This is a genomic window from Arthrobacter sp. Y3221048, from assembly GCF_059092685.1.
In genome coordinates this window covers 828,875-848,784 of record NZ_JBNHHX010000001.1, presented here as the reverse complement: position 1 = coordinate 848,784, position 19,910 = coordinate 828,875, and the positions used below count along the sequence as shown (strand labels likewise).

15 protein-coding genes, 4 pseudogenes and 1 riboswitch are annotated in these 19,910 nt (G+C 65.0%); of the genes and pseudogenes, 13 read left to right on the top strand and 6 right to left on the bottom strand.

The features are described from left to right. Positions 1–37 precede the first annotated feature (37 nt). Positions 38–1,615, top strand: coding sequence for an amino acid permease (locus tag AC5RVS_RS03990; protein ID WP_494107197.1), 1,578 nt, complete (start codon positions 38–40; stop codon positions 1,613–1,615). A 58-nt stretch (positions 1,616–1,673) separates the two neighbouring features. Here AC5RVS_RS03990 and AC5RVS_RS03985 read toward each other — a convergent pair whose 3' ends face one another. Then, positions 1,674–4,142, bottom strand: a complete 2,469-nt coding sequence (locus AC5RVS_RS03985; protein ID WP_494107196.1) for a hypothetical protein — start codon at positions 4,140–4,142, stop codon at positions 1,674–1,676. Between the two features lie 7 nt (positions 4,143–4,149). After that, positions 4,150–4,941 (bottom strand): peptidoglycan-binding protein, encoded by a 792-nt coding sequence (locus AC5RVS_RS03980; protein ID WP_494107195.1) that lies wholly within the window; start codon positions 4,939–4,941, stop codon positions 4,150–4,152. A 300-nt stretch (positions 4,942–5,241) separates the two neighbouring features. Beyond that, a riboswitch (glycine riboswitch) is annotated at positions 5,242–5,343 on the top strand. Between the two features lie 147 nt (positions 5,344–5,490). Between AC5RVS_RS03980 and AC5RVS_RS03975 the strand changes: the two are divergent. From AC5RVS_RS03975 to AC5RVS_RS03960, 4 genes and pseudogenes are all read left to right on the top strand, one after another. Continuing rightward, positions 5,491–5,813 (top strand): annotated as a pseudogene (locus tag AC5RVS_RS03975) (glycine dehydrogenase (aminomethyl-transferring)); the annotation flags it as partial. Between the two features lie 46 nt (positions 5,814–5,859). Further along, positions 5,860–6,246: a glycine cleavage system protein GcvH gene (gcvH, locus tag AC5RVS_RS03970; RefSeq protein WP_494107194.1), complete on the top strand. Its 387-nt coding sequence runs from the start codon at positions 5,860–5,862 to the stop codon at positions 6,244–6,246. Further along, positions 6,243–7,568, top strand: a complete 1,326-nt coding sequence (gene glyA, locus AC5RVS_RS03965; RefSeq protein WP_494107193.1) for a serine hydroxymethyltransferase — start codon at positions 6,243–6,245, stop codon at positions 7,566–7,568. Before gcvH ends, glyA begins: the two co-directional genes overlap by 4 nt. A gap of 8 nt (positions 7,569–7,576) precedes the next feature. After that, positions 7,577–8,992, top strand: coding sequence for an L-serine ammonia-lyase (locus AC5RVS_RS03960; RefSeq protein WP_494107192.1), 1,416 nt, complete (start codon positions 7,577–7,579; stop codon positions 8,990–8,992). 58 nt (positions 8,993–9,050) lie between these two features. Here AC5RVS_RS03960 and AC5RVS_RS03955 read toward each other — a convergent pair whose 3' ends face one another. Beyond that, positions 9,051–10,085: an AAA family ATPase gene (locus AC5RVS_RS03955; RefSeq protein WP_494107191.1), complete on the bottom strand. Its 1,035-nt coding sequence runs from the start codon at positions 10,083–10,085 to the stop codon at positions 9,051–9,053. Positions 10,086–10,179: 94 nt separating this feature from the next. Between AC5RVS_RS03955 and AC5RVS_RS03950 the strand changes: the two are divergent. The 8 genes and pseudogenes from AC5RVS_RS03950 to AC5RVS_RS03915 all read left to right on the top strand — a co-directional run. Continuing rightward, positions 10,180–10,362: pseudogene (locus AC5RVS_RS03950) on the top strand (recombinase family protein); the annotation flags it as partial. A 56-nt stretch (positions 10,363–10,418) separates the two neighbouring features. Continuing rightward, complete coding sequence (locus AC5RVS_RS03945) at positions 10,419–11,543, top strand: type IV secretory system conjugative DNA transfer family protein (RefSeq protein WP_494107190.1); 1,125 nt, start codon at positions 10,419–10,421, stop codon at positions 11,541–11,543. 93 nt (positions 11,544–11,636) lie between these two features. Further along, on the top strand, positions 11,637–11,774 hold the full coding sequence (locus tag AC5RVS_RS03940; RefSeq protein WP_494107189.1) for a hypothetical protein: 138 nt from the start codon (positions 11,637–11,639) through the stop codon (positions 11,772–11,774). Between the two features lie 15 nt (positions 11,775–11,789). Beyond that, complete coding sequence (locus tag AC5RVS_RS03935) at positions 11,790–12,227, top strand: DUF4913 domain-containing protein (protein WP_494107188.1); 438 nt, start codon at positions 11,790–11,792, stop codon at positions 12,225–12,227. A gap of 1,398 nt (positions 12,228–13,625) precedes the next feature. Then, complete coding sequence (locus AC5RVS_RS03930; protein ID WP_494107187.1) at positions 13,626–14,120, top strand: HtaA domain-containing protein; 495 nt, start codon at positions 13,626–13,628, stop codon at positions 14,118–14,120. A 663-nt stretch (positions 14,121–14,783) separates the two neighbouring features. After that, positions 14,784–15,986, top strand: coding sequence for a cytochrome P450 (locus AC5RVS_RS03925; protein WP_494107186.1), 1,203 nt, complete (start codon positions 14,784–14,786; stop codon positions 15,984–15,986). Positions 15,987–16,006: 20 nt separating this feature from the next. After that, a complete protein-coding gene (locus tag AC5RVS_RS03920; protein ID WP_494107185.1) occupies positions 16,007–16,213 on the top strand; it encodes a ferredoxin in 207 nt (68 codons plus the stop codon). Continuing rightward, a pseudogene (locus AC5RVS_RS03915) lies at positions 16,194–16,574 on the top strand (alcohol dehydrogenase catalytic domain-containing protein); the annotation flags it as partial. The gene AC5RVS_RS03920 and the pseudogene AC5RVS_RS03915, both read left to right, overlap by 20 nt. 15 nt (positions 16,575–16,589) lie before the next feature. Here AC5RVS_RS03915 and AC5RVS_RS03910 read toward each other — a convergent pair. The 3 genes and pseudogenes from AC5RVS_RS03910 to AC5RVS_RS03900 all read right to left on the bottom strand — a co-directional run bounded on the left by AC5RVS_RS03910 (position 16,590) and on the right by AC5RVS_RS03900 (position 19,588). Then, positions 16,590–16,991 carry a hypothetical protein gene (locus AC5RVS_RS03910; RefSeq protein WP_494107320.1) on the bottom strand — a complete coding sequence of 134 codons (402 nt, stop codon included), beginning with the start codon at positions 16,989–16,991 and terminating at the stop codon, positions 16,590–16,592. A gap of 250 nt (positions 16,992–17,241) precedes the next feature. Then, a pseudogene (locus tag AC5RVS_RS03905) lies at positions 17,242–17,927 on the bottom strand (transposase); the annotation flags it as partial. Between the two features lie 401 nt (positions 17,928–18,328). After that, entirely contained in the window at positions 18,329–19,588 is a 1,260-nt protein-coding gene (locus AC5RVS_RS03900) for an NAD(P)/FAD-dependent oxidoreductase (RefSeq protein WP_494107184.1), read from the bottom strand. Positions 19,589–19,910: the final 322 nt, after the last annotated feature.

Here is a 19,910-nt window from a genome sequence, read left to right as displayed (position 1 = left end):
GAAAGCTCAACCAACGCTGCTACCTTCCGGAGGCACAATGGGACTCAGCTCCCCCACGCACACAGACGACAGCGCTGTCGCGCCCGGACCCGCTGCAGAAACACAACGCGGGTCCTCCCCAGGGACAGGGGCAGTCCACATCTCCGGCAAGGCCGACAACGAACTCAAGCGCGGGCTGAGCAGCCGCCACCTGCAGATGATCGCCATCGGCGGTGCGATCGGCACGGGGCTGTTCGTGGCCTCGGGCGGCACGATTTCCCAGGCTGGTCCCGGCGGAGCCTTGGTCGCCTATGCGCTGGTCGGCCTGATGGTGTTCCTGCTGATGCAGTCGCTGGGCGAAATGTCGGCCAAGATTCCGGTAGCCGGCTCCTTCCAGACCTTTGCCACCCGATTTGTCTCGCCGTCCTTCGGGTTCGCGATCGGCTGGAACTACTGGTTCAACTGGGCCATCACGGTGGCCGCCGAGCTGGTCGCCGCCGGAATCATCATGGATTTCTGGTTCCCGGGGGTCCCCGGCTGGGTGTGGGCCGGGGCCTTTCTGCTGGTCTTGACCGGGCTCAACGCCCTCTCCGCCGAGTCCTTCGGTGAGTCAGAGTTCTGGCTCTCCCTCATCAAGGTCGCCGCAGTGGTGCTCTTCCTGATCGCCGGCGTGCTGATGATCTTCGGCATCCTCGGGAACAACTCCCCGGGCCTGAGCAACTGGGAAAACCGCGATGAAGTGTTCCACGGCGGTTGGGTCTCGATCATCTCGGTCTTCATGATTGCCGGGTTCTCCTTCCAGGGCACCGAGCTGGTGGGCGTGGCCGCAGGCGAAGCCAAGAACCCGCGCCGCGAAGTGCCGAAGGCCATTCGCACGGTCTTCTGGCGCATCATGCTCTTCTACATTGGTGCCATCTTCATCATCGGCTGCCTGATCCCGTTCACCGATCCGAGTTTGCTGGCCTCCGGCGAGGCCGATGTCGCAGTATCCCCGTTCACGCTGGTCTTCTCGCGCGCCGGAATCGCCTTCGCAGCGGCCCTGATGAACGCGGTGATCCTGACCGCCATTCTCTCGGCGGGCAACTCCGGATTATATGCCTCCACGCGCATGCTTTATGCCATGGCCCATGACGGGAAGGCCCCGAAAATCTTCCGGAGAACCAATGCGCGCGGCGTGCCGATTCCGGCGCTGCTGGCCACCGCGGCGGTGGGTCTCTTCGGGTTCCTCTCCGCGATCGTCGGTCAGGGCGCGGCCTACTCCTGGCTGCTGAATATGTCCGGCCTGTGCGGCTTCATCGTGTGGGCGGGAATCGCTATCTCCCACTACCGCTTCAGGCGCGGCTTCCTGGCCCAAGGCAACAAGGTCAGCGACTTGCCGTACAAGGCCTCCCTGTTCCCGATCGGTCCGCTGCTGGCCTTCGCCCTGCTGATCCTCGTGATCGCCGGACAGAACTACGAGGCCGTGCTTGCCGGCCGGGGCATGGAGGTGCTTTCCTCCTACATCGGGTTGCCGGTCTTCATCGTTTTGTGGCTGGCCCACCGCTTCATCACCAAGTCCAAGGTGGTGCCGCTGCTCGAGATGGACCTCGGGGCGCCCGAGGACCTCGAGGACGAACCCGCCGGCGCCACCCGGTGACCCCTGCTGCTTCCGGGCTACCCAGGCACTGCGTCTCGCCGGCGGTAGCCGCCGAGGGTTATCCACTCGGCACCGGCGCCGGTTCGTCAGCCGGATCGGGCGTAGGGGCAGGCTCCTGCACGGGGGCGGGTTCGGGCTGCGGTGTGCCGGTGGGTATCGGTGTCGGGGAAGTCGTTGCCGTTCCGGGCTCGGGTTCACCGGCGGGTGCCTCTGCCGGGGCGGATGGCTGCCCGCTGCCGGTGTCCGCCGGAGGTGTTGCCTCCGGAGACGGGCCCGTGTCGGAGGTCGGCTGTGTTTCGGACGCCGCGTCGGTGCCTGTGTCGGCGCTGCCGTCACCGATGGCGGCGTCCTGTTCGATGATGCCGAGAATGCGCATCTTGTAGTCGTTCAGCCGGGCCTGAATTTCGTCCAGGGGAACGTCGTCGAGCGACCGGCCGTAGGTTGCGATCTCCTCCCACAGGGTTGCCAGTTTCTCCGTGCCTGCGTCGCTGAGCGGGCCGTCGAGGGTGAGGACCAACTGGCTGGCGAGGGCGTAGGTGAGGCACTCGACGCAGTTGTAATTGGCCGCTGCCGAAAGGTTTTGGGGGACGACGACGTCGGTCTGGCCGAGGATCAGGACAACCTGAAAGCCGACGGCGACGGCGGTGCAGCCCCGGCAGGAAGCGAAGGCGTAGGCCTCGTTCGTGGCGTCTACCGGTCCGTCGGCGGCCCAGACAAGGGCGAAGGCGACGTCGTAGACCACGGATCCGTCCTCAACGTTGACGGCGAGGGCCTGGTTTCCGTCCTCCTCGGGGGCCAGCGGCCGGTCGAAGGGGAAGACCCAGGCCGGCGGTGGGTTTGCAGAAGGTTCAGTAACGGTGGTGCCGGGACCGCCGTCGTTCTGTAAATCCTCGGTAGTGTCCGCCGTGGCGGTCTCTTGGTGCCCGGCCTGCATCTCGCGGGGAACGAGGACCATCGCCAGTTGCGGATCCTCCGCCGTGGGCAGGTCGGTACCGGAGGGCCACGCCGCCACCGTTTGCCCTGCGCGGCCTTCGGCCAGCCCTGCTGATGACACCGGGGCGACGGAAGCTGCCGCATCGAACAGGGTTCCGCGTTCGTAGGGCTGCACCGGGCGGTAGGCGCCGTCGTCGGGCCACCAGGCCCAGGCCAAACCGGCGAGAACGGCGACGGCGGCGGCCATGGCGGTCACCCGCCGGAGCGGCCGGCCACGGGTTTTCGCCCAGACCGCCGTGCCGAGCTGGCGGGCTAGGCGGAGCAGGATGTAGGCAATCCCGAGAATGGGAAGCGCGACGGCGGTGATCGCCAGGACACGCACGGCCATGATGGCGAAGTCGCCGTCCGAACCGGCATCGGCCAGCAGCCTTTGTTGGTCCATGATGCTGGCCCAGGCCGTCCCCAGGACCCGGGGAAGCGAGACCACCATCATGAAGAGGCAGAACAGGAGCAGCGGAACCGTGACCAGGACCCAAGCGGTCACGACGGCCCTGGCCCAGGGCTTGAGCAGCTTGGGTTCGGGATCGGACCACCGCCAGGGCAGCAGCGCCAGCAGGGTGGGCTTGATCCGTTGGAACAGGTCGGGAACCCCGGTTGCGTCGGCGAGGATGTGGTAGCCGTCGAAGCGAACCAGGGGCAGCAGCTGGCGCACCATCTGCAGTATCTGGGTCACCACCACCAGCAGCAGCGCGTCGAAGCCGGTGAGCCACCAGGCGCCTATCGTGCCCACCACGACGATGGCGTTAAAGTACAGGCCGCCCAGATCCGTGCGGAGCCGGCCGCCGCGTCCCAGCCGGTAGGAGTCCGTGACGTCGGTGTAAAAGGCGGGCCAGATCAGGTACAGGCCGACGCCCATGGCTCCCGGCGTTGCGCCGCCGCGGCGTGCCCCGGCGGCATGGCCAAACTCGTGGAAGCCGGCCGAAAGAATGGTGGTGGCGAAAACCAAGAGCAGCAACCCGGGGTTGGCGAAGGCTTGGTGCGTTGCCGAGCCGAGGCCCTTGACCATCAGCACCCACCAGCACGCCGCCAAAAAGGCCAAAGTCACGGGCAAGGCGATCAGCGGATGGAACAGGACGGCGAAAGGAGCCGTCAGCTTCCGGGTCAGCGCGGGATCCGTGACCGTGTAGCGGAAGCGCATGCTCAGCAGCGGGCTGGCCTTTTTGACTTCGGGTTGTGAGCCGTCCGCGAGCCGCAGCAGGCCCAGCGGCAGCAGCTGTTTTTCGATCAGGGTCTGCACGTTTTCGGCAGTGATCAGCCTGCCGGACGTCCCGCCGGCATGTTCGGCAATTTGGTCGAGGCTTCGAGAGCCGTCCACGCCCTCCAAAACCGCATAGAGCAGCGGAGTGAGCTGGAGCGTCTGCCCGTCCGCGCGCCGGACCAGCGCGGGCGGCTCCCGGTAGCCGGAACCCTGTGCCGGTCCGAGGAGCTGCACGCCGTCGGCCAGCGTCGGGACGTCAATCGAAGGGGGTGCAGCCGACCGGCCGCCGGACAACACGTCACTCGCGGCCGGCGGCCGGCTCGGACCCATGCTCATTCAGGGACTATTGTTCGAGGTCGGACTGCTGGCCGGCGCTGGCCTCGGCGCTGCCGTCGATCTGCTGGTTGATGATGGCGTCCTGCTGCGCCACCGCGACGGCATTGCTGTCGACTGAGCCGATATTCGCCGCCACCGCGGCGTCAATCGGCGCGGCAACGTTGGCGTTGGCGGCCACAGCACCATTGATCGGGGCGGCAATATCGGCGTCCGCGGCCAGATTGACGTTGACGTTGAGCAGGTTCCCGTCGAGGGTCGACCCAAGGCCTTCCGTGACGGATCCGGTGTCGGGCAGGGTGCCGTCCGGCAGCGTGCCATCGGGAAGGGTGCCGTCGGGAAGGGTGCCGTCGGGAAGCAGCGCAGGAGCAGTTGCCTCCGGCCCGGAGGCGCCCTCCTGGGAAAGGCCGGAATCGCCGACGGCGGCTGTCCCGGCAGCGGGGCCGGCCGTTGCCCCGGCGTCGTCCACGGTGTCATTGCCCTGGTCGATGGTGCTGTCCTGCGTGGACTCGGCGGTCGCGTCCGCAGTGATGCCCTGGTTGATGATGACTCCCTGGTCGGACAGGGCCTGCGCCGTGGAGCCGGTCGAGAGGATGTTGGCCGAGGCGGCGGCATCGATGGGGGCCGCGACATTGGCGTTCGCCGCGACGGCCAGGTCGATGGGCGCGGCCGCATCGATGGCCAGGTCGAGATCGGCATTCAAATCCAAGATGGACGCGACTTCCTTGTCCGGCAGCGCCGTTCCGGACTGGGATTCGAGTTCCTCCGGCGACAGCGGCGTGCGTCCCTCTTCGTTGCTCATCAAAATCTCCGTCTCCGGCGCAAGGCGCCTTCCGTTCCAACCCGTGGTCGAAACCTGTCGATTCTTGTCAACGGCCCGGCGGCACACCGGGCCCTCGGTCATCAGCCTTCCTCTCGAGGACATCAACGCAAAGCATACTGATGAATCCTTTTATTGGGTAGGCGACGGTGCGGTTCCGGGCGCGCGGCGGCCGACGAAACCTTGGATGGGACCGGACTGATGCTCGGCGACCGGATTTTGATCGCACCGGGCACTGTGTGTATCGTGTGAGACGAATCACCCACAACTGAATGTGCCTTTCGAACCGTGGCGGGAGAGTCCTCTCCGCACACCATCCGGGCAGGCGCCGTAGGAGCAAATCCTCCCCAGGAATCTCTCAGGCCCATGTACCGCCGCGGCGAGGCAACTCTGGAAAGCAGCCAGGCAGCAGCCAGGCTCACCGACGGTGCAAGCGGAACACACTCCGCGGAATCTCTCAGGTCAAATACAGAGCGGGGAGGAACCCAATCCCAGCCGAGCCCTCGGGCCGGCCCGATCTTGGAGTTCCTCATGACGGTTCAACCACTTTCATCAACCTTTGCCGACCGGCATATCGGTGCCCGCCGGCATGCGGACATCGAGCCCATGCTCAAGCTGGTCGGCCACGACAGCGTGGACGGCCTGGTGGACGCTGCCGTTCCCCCATCCATCCGCCAGGCGAGCGTCCTCGATATCGACGACGCCCTGAGCGACACCGCCACGCCGCCGGTGAGCCGTCGCAATGTGGTGGAATCCCCGGCCTAATCCAGGACCTCACCGCCCTGCCCGTCGCCAACGCCTCCCTGCTGGACGAGGCCTTGGCGGTCGCCGAGGCCGTGCAGTGGCGCCGGCAGTAATTCTTTTCCGCATCAACAGCACGTTTCCAAGAAAGGCATCACAGTGAGCAAGGTCAACGCCGAACTACGATATTCCGCAGAGCACGAGTGGGTGGCCGCCGACGGTTCCGGCCCGTCCAGGATCGGCGTTTCTGCCGTGGCAACCGAGGCGCTGGGCGACATCGTGTACGTGGATCTTCCCGAGGTCGGTACCGTCGTGACGGCCGGCGAAACCTGCGGTGAAATCGAGTCCACCAAGTCCGTTTCGGACCTCTACTCTCCGGTGACCGGCGAGGTCACCGAAGTCAACGGCGACGCCGTGGCCGACCCTGCCGTGATTAACGATGACCCCTACGGCGCGGGCTGGCTGTTCACCGTCCAGGTGTCGGAGGAAGGCCCGCTGCTCTCCGCCGAGGAGTACGCCACCGCCAACGGTGGTGAAGTAGCATGACCGCGGCCATGACGGCTGTCGCCAGCGCCAGCCTGAACGCGGACCTGGGCGTCCTCGATCCGGAAATCGCCGCCCAGATCGACAACGAGCTGCGCCGCCAGCAGGCCGGGCTGGAAATGATCGCCTCGGAGAACCACACGTCCGTCGCCGTCATGCAGGCCCAGGGCTCGGTGGTGACCAACAAGTACGCCGAGGGTTACCCGGGGCGCCGGTATTACGGCGGCTGCGAGCACGTCGACGTGATCGAGCAGCTGGCCATCGACCGGGTCAAGGAGCTGTTCGGTGCCGGCTTCGCCAACGTCCAGCCGCACTCCGGTGCGCAGGCCAACGCCTCGGTCATGCACGCCCTGATCAAGCCCGGCGACACGATCCTGGGCCTGAACCTGGCCCACGGCGGGCACCTGACCCATGGCATGAAAATCAACTTCTCCGGCAGGCTGTACAACGTGGCCGCTTACGGCGTCTCCGAAGAGGACCACCGGGTCGACATGGCTGAGGTGGAGCGGCTGGCGCAGGAGCACAAGCCGCAGCTGATCATCGCCGGCTGGTCCGCCTACCCGCGCCAGCTCGACTTCGCGGAGTTCCGCCGGATCGCGGACGCCGTCGGGGCGTACCTGATGGTGGACATGGCGCACATCGCCGGCCTGGTGGCGGCGGGCCTGCACGCCAGCCCGGTGCCGCACGCCCACGTGGTCACGTCCACCACGCACAAGACGCTGGCGGGTCCGCGCGGCGGCATCATCCTGACCAACGAGGCCGACATCGCCAAGAAGATCAATTCCGCGGTGTTCCCCGGCCAGCAGGGCGGGCCGCTTGAACATGTCATCGCGGGCAAGGCCGTGGCGTTCAAGGTCGCCGCGTCCGAGGAATTCGCCGACCGCCAGCAGCGCACGCTGGCGGGCGCACGGATCCTTGCCGAGAGGCTGTCTCAGCAGGACGTCGCAAAGAAGGGCATCACGGTGCTGACCGGCGGCACCGACGTGCATCTGGTCCTGGTTGACCTGCGCAATTCCGCGCTGGACGGCCAACAGGGCGAGGACCTGCTGGCCGCCATCGACATCACGGTGAACCGCAACGCGGTGCCGTTCGACCCGCGTCCGCCCATGGTCACCTCCGGCCTGCGCATCGGCACGCCAGCGCTGGCCACCCGAGGCTTCGGCGAAGAGGCGTTCCACCAGGTCGCGGACATCATCGCCGAAGCCCTCATTGCCGGGCCGGCCGCCGACCTGTCCGTCCTGAAGACCCGGGTGGAGGCACTGGCCCAGGCGCATCCGCTCTACCCGGACCTGGCCCCGGTTTCCACACCAACCGAAGGTCGCTAAGGAGCATCATGGCTGTCGGCGTATTCGACCTCTTCACCGTGGGCATCGGTCCCTCCAGTTCGCACACCGTCGGTCCGATGCGGGCAGCCGCCGTCTTTGCCGGGGAACTGGTGTCAACCGGTGTGCTGGACCGGGTCGCCGGGCTGCGGGTGGATCTGTACGGATCCCTCGCGGCTACCGGCCGCGGCCACGGCACCTTCACGGCGGTGATGCTCGGGCTGGAAGGTTTCCAGCCCGAACAGATCCTGCCGGACGACGTCGAATCCCGTCTGGCAGAGATGGCCTCGACCGGCGAGCTGCAGTTGTGCTCACGGGTCGAGGGCTCGGCCGGCCTGGTCCTGGACTACCGGGTTGAGGACATGGTGCAGCATCCGCTCACCGTGCTGCCCCGGCACACCAACGGAATGAAATTCCAGGTGACCGACGACGCCGGCGCGATCCTTCACGAGGCGACGTTCTTTTCCGTGGGCGGCGGCTTCGTGGTCCGCGACGGCGAGGAAAGTGCGGCAGCGCGGGAACTGAATGCCTCCAAGGAGGAGCTCCCCTACCCCTTCCGGACGGCGGCGGAACTGCTGGAACACTGCCGCAACACCGGCCTGGGCATCAGCGACATCATGATGCTCAACGAGAAGGCCTCACGCTCCGAGGCGGACATCCGTGCCGGCCTGATCCACATCTGGCAGGTGATGGAGGAATGCAAGGACTCCGCCATCAAGCGCGAAGGTCTCTTGCCCGGGGGGCTGAACGTCCGCCGCCGGGCCCCCGCCTGGCATGAGCGGCTGCGCAAGGAAGACAAGGACCGGGACCACAAGTACTGGCAGGAATGGGTCAACCTGGTGGCCCTGGCCGTGAACGAAGAGAACGCCTCGGGCGGCCGCGTCGTCACCGCACCAACCAACGGAGCGGCGGGCATCATTCCCGCGGTCATGTTCTACGCCACGCACTACGCGCCGGGCATGGACAAGGCCACGCAGGCGGACAAGGAAGACGTCATCGTGAAGTTCCTGCTGGCGGCCGCCGCCGTCGGGGTCCTGTACAAGGAGCAGGCCTCCATCTCCGGCGCGGAGGTCGGCTGCCAGGGCGAGGTGGGTTCCGCGTCCTCCATGGCTGCCGCAGGTCTAGCCGAGGTGATGGGCGGCAGCCCCGCGCAGGTGGAAAACGCCGCCGAGATCGCCATGGAGCACAACCTGGGGCTGACCTGCGACCCGATCGGCGGCCTGGTGCAGATCCCTTGCATCGAGCGCAACGCCATCGGCGCCGCCAAAGCCGTGAACGCGGCCAAGATGGCGCTCTGGGGCGACGGGACGCACCGCGTCTCGCTGGACGAAGTCATCATCACGATGCGCGAAACCGGCAAGGACATGAGCTCCAAGTACAAGGAAACCGCGATGGGAGGCCTGGCCGTCAACGTCGTCGAATGCTAGGCGCGCCACGCTAGCCGCAGCGAACGCGGCATTCGCCTGACAGCCGCCGCAGATCCGGTCAGGCCAGCCAGCGCCGCCAGCGTGACTGCTCTGGTTCCGGCGTTGGTTCCGGCTCCGGCTCCTCGCCCAAGGCCAGCGCGGCTTCGACGATGTCGTCCTCGGTGAGCATCATGACGGCTTCACGATCGAGCGTATCGAAACTTTGTTCCTCGTCCAGCGACAGCCGCAGCGCCTGGCGGTTGAGCGCCTGCTCGAACAGCGTACGGGCGAACCGTGCGTTGCCGGAGTCCTCGCCCGCGTGGAGCCCGGTGAAAATGCGGCGCAGCATCTGGTCCGCACCCGGCTCCAGCGTGTACTCGTGTTGGGCCAGCATCTGGTGGAAGATCGTCTGGAGTTCGTCGATGGAGTAGTCGGGGAACGTGATTTCCCGGGCGAATCGGGAGCGCAGTCCGGGGTTCGAGAGCAGGAAGGACTCCATCAGCTGCGGGTACCCAGCCACGATCACGACCAGGCGGTGGCGGTGGTCCTCCATCCGCTTGAGCAGGACCTCGATCGCCTCGGGGCCGAAGTCCGCCCGGCCGTCGTCCGGGGCCAGCGCGTAGGCCTCATCGATGAACAGGACGCCGTCCAGCGCACGCCGGATCACCCGGTCCGTCTTGATGGCGGTCGCGCCGACGTACTGCCCCACCAGGCCCGAACGGTCGACCTCGACCAGGTGGCCTTTCTGCAGTAGACCGACCGCGCGGTACATCTCGGCCAGGAGCCGCGCCACGGTGGTCTTGCCCGTCCCCGGGTTTCCGAGGAACACCAGATGCTGTGATGTGGCCACCTCCGGCAGGCCGTGCGCCTTGCGGCGGGCCTGGACCTGGAGCAGTGCGACGAGGGCCCGCACCTGTTCCTTCACGGTCTCCAGTCCGACCAGCGTGTCGAGCTCGGCCTGCACCTCGGACAGCGGCCGGGCCGGCCCAGGCCTCGCACCGATGCGATCGCCGACCAGGTCGTCGACGCGCTCCGAACCGTGCAGCTTGAGCTGATCGGCCAGATGGCCGATGGTTTCGCGCAGGTCGTCGAGCGGATTGCGGCTGGCAGCCATGCACCCACTGTAGTACCCGGTTCCCGACCGGGGTGGGGGTGGCCTCACTAGTATCACCCCCCCTTTTGGCCGTAGTTCACGCGCCACAGGAGTCCGCGCCGACGACACCTTGGTCATCACCAAACTCGACCGACTCGCCCGATCCCTGCCCGACGCCCGGGACATCGTCGAAGAGCTCACGAAGAAGAAAGTGAAGCTAAGCATCAGAGAATCCGTGCACTACCCCACTGACCCCGTCGGCCGCCTGCTCTTCAACGTCCTGGCCATGGTCGCCGAAAAGGCGCAACAGCCAAAGCCGGACGACTCGGGGTAAAGGACAACCCCGGTATCGTCGTGGGCCAGGTCGTCTCCACCAACCAGGAATTCATCCAGTCCTGGGAAGACCTCAGCCTCGATATCTGGGGACCACGAACAGGTAAGTCGACCTCCCGGGTGATGCCCGCAATCCAGAACGCACAAGGGGCTGTGGTTTCGACGTCGAACAAGCGCGACGTCGTGGACGGCACCCGCGGCGTCCGCGAGGCCACGGCCCCGGTGTGGGTGTTCGATCCGCAGAAAATTGCCCAGGAGGAACCGGACTGGTGGTGGAACCCGCTCTCCTACGTCACGGACGAAGAGAAGGCCTACAAGCTCACCCAGCACTTCTCGGTCGGTTCACGGGTCCCGGGATCCAAGCCGGACGCCTACTTCGATCCCAAAGCCGAAGACATTCTCTCCTCGTACTTCCTCGCGACCGCACTGGGCGGGCTGCCCATCACGCAGGTCTATCTCTGGGTGACGGAGCAGGTAAACCGCGAACCCATCAACATCCTCAAAACACATGACTACGAGCTGCAGTACAAAGGCCTGGAGTCCACGCTGGAACTGGCAGACAAACAGCGCGACGGCATCTTCGGCACGGCCGAGAAAATGATTCAGTGCCTCAAGAGCAGGAACACGCTGCGGTGGGTCGCCCCGACTGGCGGCGCGAGCGTGGCCACCGATAGGCGCCGTCAGTTCAACCCGCACGCGTTCGCTGCCTCACAGGAGACGATTTACATCCTCTCCAAGGAAGGGGCCGGCTCGGCCGCTCCGCTCACCACGGCACTGACGGTGGCCATCGCTGAGGCCATGGAAGAACGCGCCGAGCGCAGCGGCGGACGCCTGCCCAAGCCTGCGCTGTTCGCCCTTGACGAGCTGGCCAACGTCGTCCGCTGGGCCGGGTTGCCCGACCAGTTCAGCCTCTACGGATCCAAGGGCCTGATCGTCATGGGCATCCTGCAATCCTGGTCCCAGGGCGTCGAGCTCTGGGGCGAGGCGAACATGCGCAAAATCTGGTCCGCCGCGAACGTCAAGGTCTACGGCGGCGGCGTGGCCGAAGAAGGATTCCTCCGGGCGCTCTCGGATCTGATCGGTGACTACAGCTACATCAATGTCTCTGTCTCTTCCGGCAAGTCCGGGTCCAGCCGCTCCCGGTAGGAGGGCAAGGAACGCATTTTCGATGTCTCCAACCTCGCTGAACTCGACCGCGGCCGCGCGGTGGTCCTCGCTTCGAGGGCACCGGCAACGCTGGTGCGCACACTGCCCTGGTACACGGGCACGCACAAGGAAGCCGTGGAAGCGTCCATCCAGAAGTACAGCCCGCAGCTCGAAGTTGAGCCAGTCCCGGTCCCGGCCGCGCCGGACGCTAATCCCTGGGTCACGAAGTAAGGAAGCGCCTGCCTCATGGAAGATGATTTCGGATTATTCGATACCGACACTCCCGCACTCAGTCCCGGCGAGAGCGAGGACGGAAAGGCCGGGGAGACACCGGAGCTCGTCTACGGTTCGGCCGAAGAATTCCTGCACGAGCAGCTGCTGCCCACGTACGTCCGCAGCGTCACCGGGAAATCCGCGAAATGGTGCATCGAGTGGTACTTCCACCCCGAAGCAGTCTCACGTGTGGCGGCCATGTGGCGTTCCTGGGAGCACCTGCGGCTGGACGCTGCCACCGGCATGAGCGTCTGGTGGCGGGACCACGCAGATCACCACATGAGAGTCCTCCTGGACCCACAAGGACCGTTCTACAACTGCGATATAAAAGAACACCCCGACCCCGAACATCTGGAACCGAAGAAAGCACCGGAGGGCCGGTTCCCAGACGTGCGGACGCAGCCGGTCTGAGAGTGCGCGCACCGCAAGAGGTTCATAATCCCAAGCCTGGCGCTATGGGGTTTCACCAGCGATCGTCAAAATCCCAAATAAGACCCGGACTCTGACAGCCCCCAAGAAGCCCGTCAGATGTAACACTTGAGCTGCCTGCGCGGGCGCTTTTCACGGGCAGGGGCAATCGCTCATTGGTGAACCACGGAAACGCGGCGAACCTCACGTCTCGTTTCCCTCGGGGTCGTCGCAGCGCGCGATGACCTCGGCGAGCTCGTTGGGTTTGCTCACCCTGGGTGCATGGCCGCGCGCCGCGGGTTGCGGGTCAACACCCTCGATCTGCCGAGCCGGCGAGCCGGCGCATGCCTCGCCGACGATAGGTCTGTCACGACGTGGAACCAGATCCAGCGCCGGTGTAGGCGCCGTGGACGAGAAAAATCGGCTTGGGCATGGCGGTGTCGCTTTTCTCTGGGAACGGCTCCGGTTAGGTAACCGGCCGCATGGTCGAGATCCTAGGCTAAAGCACCCTGAACTAGAACCGCTGCGACATGATCGTCGATTGCCCCCGGAAGCTGTTGCGGTGAGGGACCGGCTGAGCGACAGCGGGGGAGGAGGTTTGCTGGGAGTGGTGTCTCCGTTCGAAAACGGTGCTTTGGTCGGAGCCGGATCCGGACCCGGCAGGGGGATGGGCCCGGATCCGGTGCGGCTGCCGGCAGCAACTGACTGAACGGATGCCCCGAGAGCATCGGCAGGGGAGTGCCGCGGTTCCCTTGGCGGAGGCATCCGTCTCCAGCGGCGCCGTTCCGGGCGCCGCGGGTCTAAGTGGTGTGGGGGGCGGGAGTACGGGTATTGCTTAGGGAGTGCCCGGGTCTTCCCGCTCGTACGCGGTTTGGCACCGGCATATGCGACGGGGATTGCGGAGGAGGCGCCAAGGTGTGCCCAAACCTGACGTTAGGTCCGGCGGAGCGCTGCATCAACCGCATTGAGCAGTGCCGCTGCTTCGGTCCATGCGTCGGATGAACTGGTCCGGACTGATCCGCAACTCGATCCCATTGGCTTTTTCGAGAAGGTATCGGTCCCCACTTGAATCGGAGATGAGCCAGGCGACGGAAGAGTCGGGGTAACGGTGTCTATGCTGCCGGTCCCCAGCAGCTTGCCGTAATGCCATGCCTCGACCGAGGCACCCAGCAGCCTGGTTCAGTCTACGTCCGGAAACGTGCCTTGGGAAAACGCGACAACCAAGCTGATTGCCCTCGCTCGACATCGTTGCGACGTGCTCTTCGCCAGACTCCGCGACATGATTTCGACGAAACACCATCAAGGCAGCCTGACCCTTGACGAAGAAAAGGGACACCCTCACCCAAATGTCCGAAGAGTCAAAGATATCGGGCTTGGGCAAGGATAGGTTACGATTCGAGAATGGGACGCCCTAGCGAAGAGGTCTTCGAGTTCACCCTCGCGTGGGGGATCAAGCGTAGTCTGATCGACTACGTCGACGGGCTCCCCGACGGTGCCATCGCCACTGACGGCTTAGTCGTCGCGCCGGAACTGGAGTTTCATTTCCCGCTTCACGACACGTCGGACTTCGATTCGACTACTGGCTCGGGCGTCGTCCGATTTCGCGGCGTTGTGCAATTCAGTGGGCACTTCGGAATGATGCTCTTCACTTTCGCCAACCCCTGGATGCACGTCGACGCCGTAGGCAGCTCGCTATCGGTTGACGCGTTCTCCGGCTCCGGTTCGCGCCTCACTCTGCTCTCGCTCGGTGAGGTGGAATCGACGAAGAACGATGCGTCGACGGACTTTGTCGCGATGCGCCCCGTACTGACGGAATTCGGCGCAGGACTGCTCGACTTCTATCCTGCCGGTGCTGAGTTCGACCCGCTTAGCGCCCGAATCCCGCTCACACACTAGAGCGTGTCTCCCTTGTGTAGGCGTCTATGACTCTTCTATGTCTTGTCAAGAGCTGCTCGGCATGGAATGGCGGCGTTAAGCGTACGGTAAACGCCGCAGGCTAGGTAGCGTTTGATGCATCGTTGGAATTCCGGTCGGTGCGGCCTTCTGCTCGCTGGTTCTCAACGTGTCTGCCGGTCTATTCGTCGTGGATCGTCTCGGCAAACCGCCATGGTCACCGATACGATGGTCCATCGCCCCGGAGAGCGGCAGCAGGAGACGGCCCGAGCCCGCGGCGGATCAATTATGACCAACTCATACCGCCCTTATCCCGGGCAGCTCACCTGAATCCTTCGAGCTCGAGCGCCATATGCGCTGGTGTCGGGGGTGGCATCTGAAGCCTTGAACAGGGTTGCCGGCGGTCGGATCGGGTCGTGGGCGGCAGGGGTTGACGCTGGTTGGTCTTGAAGCAGCCACATGGTGCACTCGCCGGTGTTTACGCCTATTACTGCCCGTTCGTATTGTTGATCAGTCGATGGATGTCACTCTCTTCTCGATCTAATTGGACGCAGCTCCTCGTCTAAACTGCCCCGCCTCTTCTCGTGTCACAATGTAGCGGCCGCCACAGCGCCAGTGTAGCGTCCGCTATACTGGCGCTATTGTTCGAAGACGAAAGGGATCGCGATGATCGAGTCGGTGTATCAGATTGACGGCAACCAGAGCGTGATCGTCGCGACCGCGTTGCGGCGCGAGATCCAAGAGCTCAAGGAGGCGCACGGACCGGTGATCCGCGCCACCATGCCCTACGGAGGTGACGGCTGGTTGGTGCTCGGATATGACGAGGTGAAAGAAATGACGTCGTCTCCGTTCTTCTCTACGGACGTTCACGGCAAGGATGTTCCGCGCATGCGGCTAAACAACGGTGCGAAGCCGCCGTGGCCGCGGACGATCTCGATGTACGACGGCCAGGAGCACCTCGCTCGCCGTCGTCTGCTGACGAAGCATCTGAGCGTCAAACGAGTCATGGCGCTCGAGCCTCAGACCGTCCATGATGTCGAAGAACAGCTCGACCGCGTCGTTGCGATGGGTCCGGGCGTCGACATCATCAAGGAGTTCGTAGACATAGTTCCCGTCGCGGTGATCTGCAGTCTCCTCGGCGTCAATTTCGAGGAGCGGGACCGGTTCGTCCCGGCGACGCAGGCTCTCATCGGCGGCTCCGTCACGGACCCCGTCGAAGGGGACCGGCTCATCCTGAGCGTCAAGGAGTACTTCGCGGAGGTGATCAAACGGCGCCGGCAGAACCCGACCGATGATCTCCTGGGTGCGCTGATTCACGATACCCAAACGAATGAGGTCTTCACGGAGGACGACCTCAACAGCATAGGATTCACGGTGCTATCCGCAGGGCACGATGCGACGACCGCCATCATGGGCGGAATGCTCTACTTCCTAGCGCATTCGCAGCAGCTGTTCCAGCAGCTGAAGGCCGATGAGAGCCTCATTCCGAACGCGCTGGAGGAGTTCGTTCGCTTCCTTCCGGCGGGGACGGGACCGCGTAGCCGAATTGCCATGCAGGATGTCGAGATTGGCGGGGTGACGATCAAGGAGGGGGAGGGCGTCATCTTCTGGGTGCACGCCGCCAATTTCGACGAGTCGGTCTTCAATGCTCCGGAGCGCTTCGATGCTGCGCGAGATGAGGCCCCGCATCTCGGATTCGGATACGGTGTGCACGGTTGCCTCGGTCAGCAGCTCGCTCGGATGGAGCTCAGTGTTGTGCTGAAATCGATCCTCCGCAGGTTCGACCGTTTCGACGCCGTTGACCCGTCGCCCGACTGGCGGGAAGGCCTATTGTTGCGCGGTCCGAAGTCGTTGCGGGTTACCTGGTAGATCTGAGCAAGAGGAGAGCTATGATGAAGATTCGTGTTGATGCCGACCAGTGCATTGCCAGCGGTATGTGCGTACTTCAGGCACCGGACCTGTTTGATCAGGACGAGGACGGCATCGTCGTCGTCCTGAACGATAGCCCATCGCCCGAACGTGAGGCGGCCGCTCGACGCGCAGCAGCAGTGTGTCCTGCAGCGATCATCTGCGTCGATGACGACCCCGGCGCCTGAGAAAGCGATGACGAGCAACACGATGCGCGCGGTGGGGATCACGCGAGGCGGCGGGCCAGAGGTGCTCTCCGTCGTCGCCATTCCTATTCCAGAGCCGAGTCGTGGTCAGATCCGAATTCGGGTTCACGCCGCAGCGGTGAACCCCACCGACCTCGGCATGCGCGGACGCGGCGAGAACGGCTCGATGACGGGTCCACCGCCTTGGGTGCCCGGAATGGACGCCGCGGGGGTCGTCGAGGCGCTCGGCGTCGGAGTAAAAGATTTCACCATCGGTGATCGCGTCATGGCAATAGTGACGCCTTTCGGCACGGCCAACGGTGCGCAGGCCGAGTATGCGGTTGTACCCGAGGAGTCGGCGGTGCTCATCCCAGACCGACTAACGATGGCGCAGGCTGCCTGCTTGCCAATGAACGGCCTTACCGCCCTTGTTGCCCTCCGCGAATTGGATCTCGCGCCTGGAAGCTCCCTCCTGGTAACCGGCGGGGCGGGGCAGTTGGCCTCCTACGTGATCCCGTTCGCGAAGCAGCGTCACCTCGAGGTAATCGCCGACGCGGCGCCGGGAGACGCCGATGCGGTCAGATCCCTCGGGACGGATCATGTCGTCCACCGGGGGGACGGTCTCGCCGATCGGGTGCGTGCGTTGTACCCGGCAGGGGTCGATGGCGTCATCGACGGGGCATCTTTGGGCCAGCACGTTCTGCCAGCTCTCAAGGACGCCGGCAAAGTCATCGTGGTCACGACATGGCTTGGATCGATCGAGCGGGATATCGAGGGACAACAATCCGAGTCAGCCGGTTCGCCAAGGACCGTGAGGGGCTCCAGAAGGTCGCGGATGCCGCTGCTGAAGGGATCATCGTCCCGCGCATTGTCCGGCGACTCTCGCCCGAGGACATCGCAGAGGCGCACCGAGCCATGGCAGCACGGGGGGTGCGGGGTCGTTTCATCATCAGCTTCGACTGAGCGTGACCCCCGTCCCTACGAAGCATCCATATCCCGTCCCCTCCCCCCGATTTTGCGGAGGCGGCGTTGCTGAGGTGGCGGTAGAGGCGTCGGTCGAGGTAGCGCTTGAGGCAGCGGGGGATCTCGCGCCCTGTCTTCCCTTAGGCGCGACGCCTGACGGCATAGGCGCGGGTTTCGGGGCAGTGGACCATGCGGACCGTGGCGATGACGCTTAGAGCACGGTTGAGACGCCTGTCCCCGCAGGGGTTGAGCGGTGCCGGGTGGTATTGCCCGAGGATGCCGGGATGGGGTTCACTCCGGCGAGGGCGGCAAACGCGGCCTCATCCCTGGCCCGTCCGGGAAGGGACCAGGCGACCAGGACCGTGGATCGGTACGACTCGGAGCAGAGCGATCAGGGCGTTCACCTTGGAAGTCCGCTCGACCGTCATCTGCTCCCTCGCCGCCACTAGCACCCGGTAGCGCGGCACGGACGCCCTCGGCCTGACGAGGGAGCCGCAATCATCGGCTTGGCGTCGAGAGAGAGGGCGGCTGCCGCGATCGCTGCCGCATCCAATAGGTCGGACTTGCCGACCCCGCGGCGTGCGCGGCTGCGTTCTCGGCGCTGCGACAGCCTTAGAACCCGCTCCGGCGACAGTGTTCGCCAGCTGGGATCCATAGCTGCCGATGCCCTCGATCACTCATAGGGAGGCCAGGCGCCGCCGGTGCGCCATGCTGCCCAGTCCATGGCCCTGCGCATGCCGGCCCCTGTGTTGGGCGGCACTGCCGATGACGAACGGGGGACTTCGCGACAGTGGTCATCGCGATCGCTTTCCTTCCTCCAGACGGGCAAAACTTCTGGCCGGCGTCAGTCCGGGTGGAAGTCAGTCCGAGGCAACACTGCGGACGGAGCTGGACCGCCGGGTCCGGAACTGTCATGAAGGTTCCGGCGGTGGGTTCTTCCGCTCTCGTACGAGAGCAGCCCCTCACCCAACGCAAAGCATTGGTGCGGGGTTCTGCGCGGGCGGAGCGGTGCCTGATCAGCTCATCGACTTCCGCCAGGTCCTCGACCCACTGCCCACGTCTGCCAACAGGCGAGGGCGGAAAGTCCGATTGAACCGACGATGAAGTCAAAATTAACGCAACTGAAGTACTAGGCGAACTGTCGACCCCGACCTGCTACTCCACTCCCGACAGGGTCGTGACCGCGGCCCGAAGTCCGTTCACAGGATCGGCCAAGGCAGCGCGCGAGCCCTCGTAAACCATCCCGAGGATCGCCTTGCCCTGGACGAAATCCTTCGTGCTATTCACGGCATCGATGGCGAGAATCTGCGAGTTCTTGAGGTACATGACGCTGAACTCACCTTGGTCCGTCGAGCCGCGCACTACCGTCTCGTCATAACCGGTCAGCAGACCGGCGGTCTGCAAGCGCTCGGCGAACTGATTCGACCAGAACCACGGGATCGGATCGTAAGGTCGCGGGTCGCCAAGAATCGCGTCGGACACCGTCTTCGCCTGATCGACGACATTCTGAACCGACTCGAGACGAACCATCTGCCCTCCATAGAGCGGAATCGGAAAGCTTACGCAGTCCCCAATCGCGAACACCCCAGGCAACGACGTCCGACACAGCTCGTCTACCTCGATTCCGTTCCCGATCTCAGCACCGGCAACGGACATCGGTCCGATTTCCGGGATGAGACCCACACCGACGACCACGAGGTCAGCAGGCAGGACCTCCCCCGAGGACAGCCGAACGCCGGACGCTCGGCCGCCCTCACCGATGAACTCCTCGACGCCGACCCCAAGGCGGAAACGGACACCAGCCTCCCGGTGACGGCGAACAAAATAGTCAGCGACTAGCGGGCTCGTCACACGAGCGAGCACCCGGTCGGCGACCTCCACAACCGTCACGGCCAGTCCTCGCTTCCTCAGCGAGGCCGCCGTCTCCAGCCCAACGTATCCACCGCCGATAATCACCGCCGCCTTCGCCCGCTTGACGTCGGCGCTTAGCCGTTCGGCGTCGCGAAAACGGCGGAGCGTATGCACGCCTCCGAGATTGGCACCTGGTACGGGTAGCGTACGGGCCTTGCCGCCGGCCGACCAGATCAGGTTCTCATAGCCCAGTCGACGGCCGTCGGAGGTAACAACCAGGCGCTGCATCGGCTCGATCGCGACCACCTCCGTCTCGAGCAGCAGATCCACACGAGAGTCCGCCCACAACTTGGTCTCCTGCAGGAGAAAGCCCTCGAAGTCAACCTTGCCCTCCAGATAGCCCTTCGACAACGTGGGCCGATCATACGGCGGCACGGACTCGTTGCTTATGACCGCAATCGTGCTTTCGTAGCCGCGGGCGCACAACTGGGCCGCTGTTTGCGCCCCACCATGCCCGCCCCCGACAATGATCGTGCCGTACTGCCCACTCGTATCCTGCGTCATATCTCAACCACCTTGTGTGAATGTCAAGCTTGTCGGCCGCGGGCGACGTCACTCGGTCAGGCTTGGGGCCTTACCGGGCGAGATGCCACGGCATTGCGGGCCTCATCCGAGTCAGGTCGAGGCGAAGAGCTCTTCGTACGCCCTGCGCCGGTGATGTCCGAGACGAGCACCGTGGCGTCGCGGTCGCGAAGCGGAACAAAAAGGATCTACCAATGCCGGCCCCGGCTTGTGGCCGACGGCGACCTTCGCCAGCGAAGTCCATGGCCTCTCCCTGAGTCCGAGGACCCAACTTGACCGTAGGAGGTAGCGAGCCCGTCGTCTC

Excerpts from the sequence above, each read along its gene's own strand:
- AC5RVS_RS03990 (WP_494107197.1), top strand. The coding sequence starts at position 38 with ATGGGACTCAGCTCCCCCACGCACACAGACGACAGCGCTGTCGCGCCC.
- AC5RVS_RS03985 (WP_494107196.1), bottom strand. The coding sequence starts at position 4,142 with ATGAGCATGGGTCCGAGCCGGCCGCCGGCCGCGAGTGACGTGTTGTCC.
- AC5RVS_RS03980 (WP_494107195.1), bottom strand. The coding sequence starts at position 4,941 with ATGAGCAACGAAGAGGGACGCACGCCGCTGTCGCCGGAGGAACTCGAA.
- glyA (WP_494107193.1), top strand. The coding sequence starts at position 6,243 with ATGACCGCGGCCATGACGGCTGTCGCCAGCGCCAGCCTGAACGCGGAC.
- AC5RVS_RS03960 (WP_494107192.1), top strand. The coding sequence starts at position 7,577 with ATGGCTGTCGGCGTATTCGACCTCTTCACCGTGGGCATCGGTCCCTCC.
- AC5RVS_RS03955 (WP_494107191.1), bottom strand. The coding sequence starts at position 10,085 with ATGGCTGCCAGCCGCAATCCGCTCGACGACCTGCGCGAAACCATCGGC.
- AC5RVS_RS03935 (WP_494107188.1), top strand. The coding sequence starts at position 11,790 with ATGGAAGATGATTTCGGATTATTCGATACCGACACTCCCGCACTCAGT.
- AC5RVS_RS03930 (WP_494107187.1), top strand. The coding sequence starts at position 13,626 with ATGGGACGCCCTAGCGAAGAGGTCTTCGAGTTCACCCTCGCGTGGGGG.
- AC5RVS_RS03925 (WP_494107186.1), top strand. The coding sequence starts at position 14,784 with ATGATCGAGTCGGTGTATCAGATTGACGGCAACCAGAGCGTGATCGTC.
- AC5RVS_RS03920 (WP_494107185.1), top strand. The coding sequence starts at position 16,007 with ATGATGAAGATTCGTGTTGATGCCGACCAGTGCATTGCCAGCGGTATG.
- AC5RVS_RS03900 (WP_494107184.1), bottom strand. The coding sequence starts at position 19,588 with ATGACGCAGGATACGAGTGGGCAGTACGGCACGATCATTGTCGGGGGC.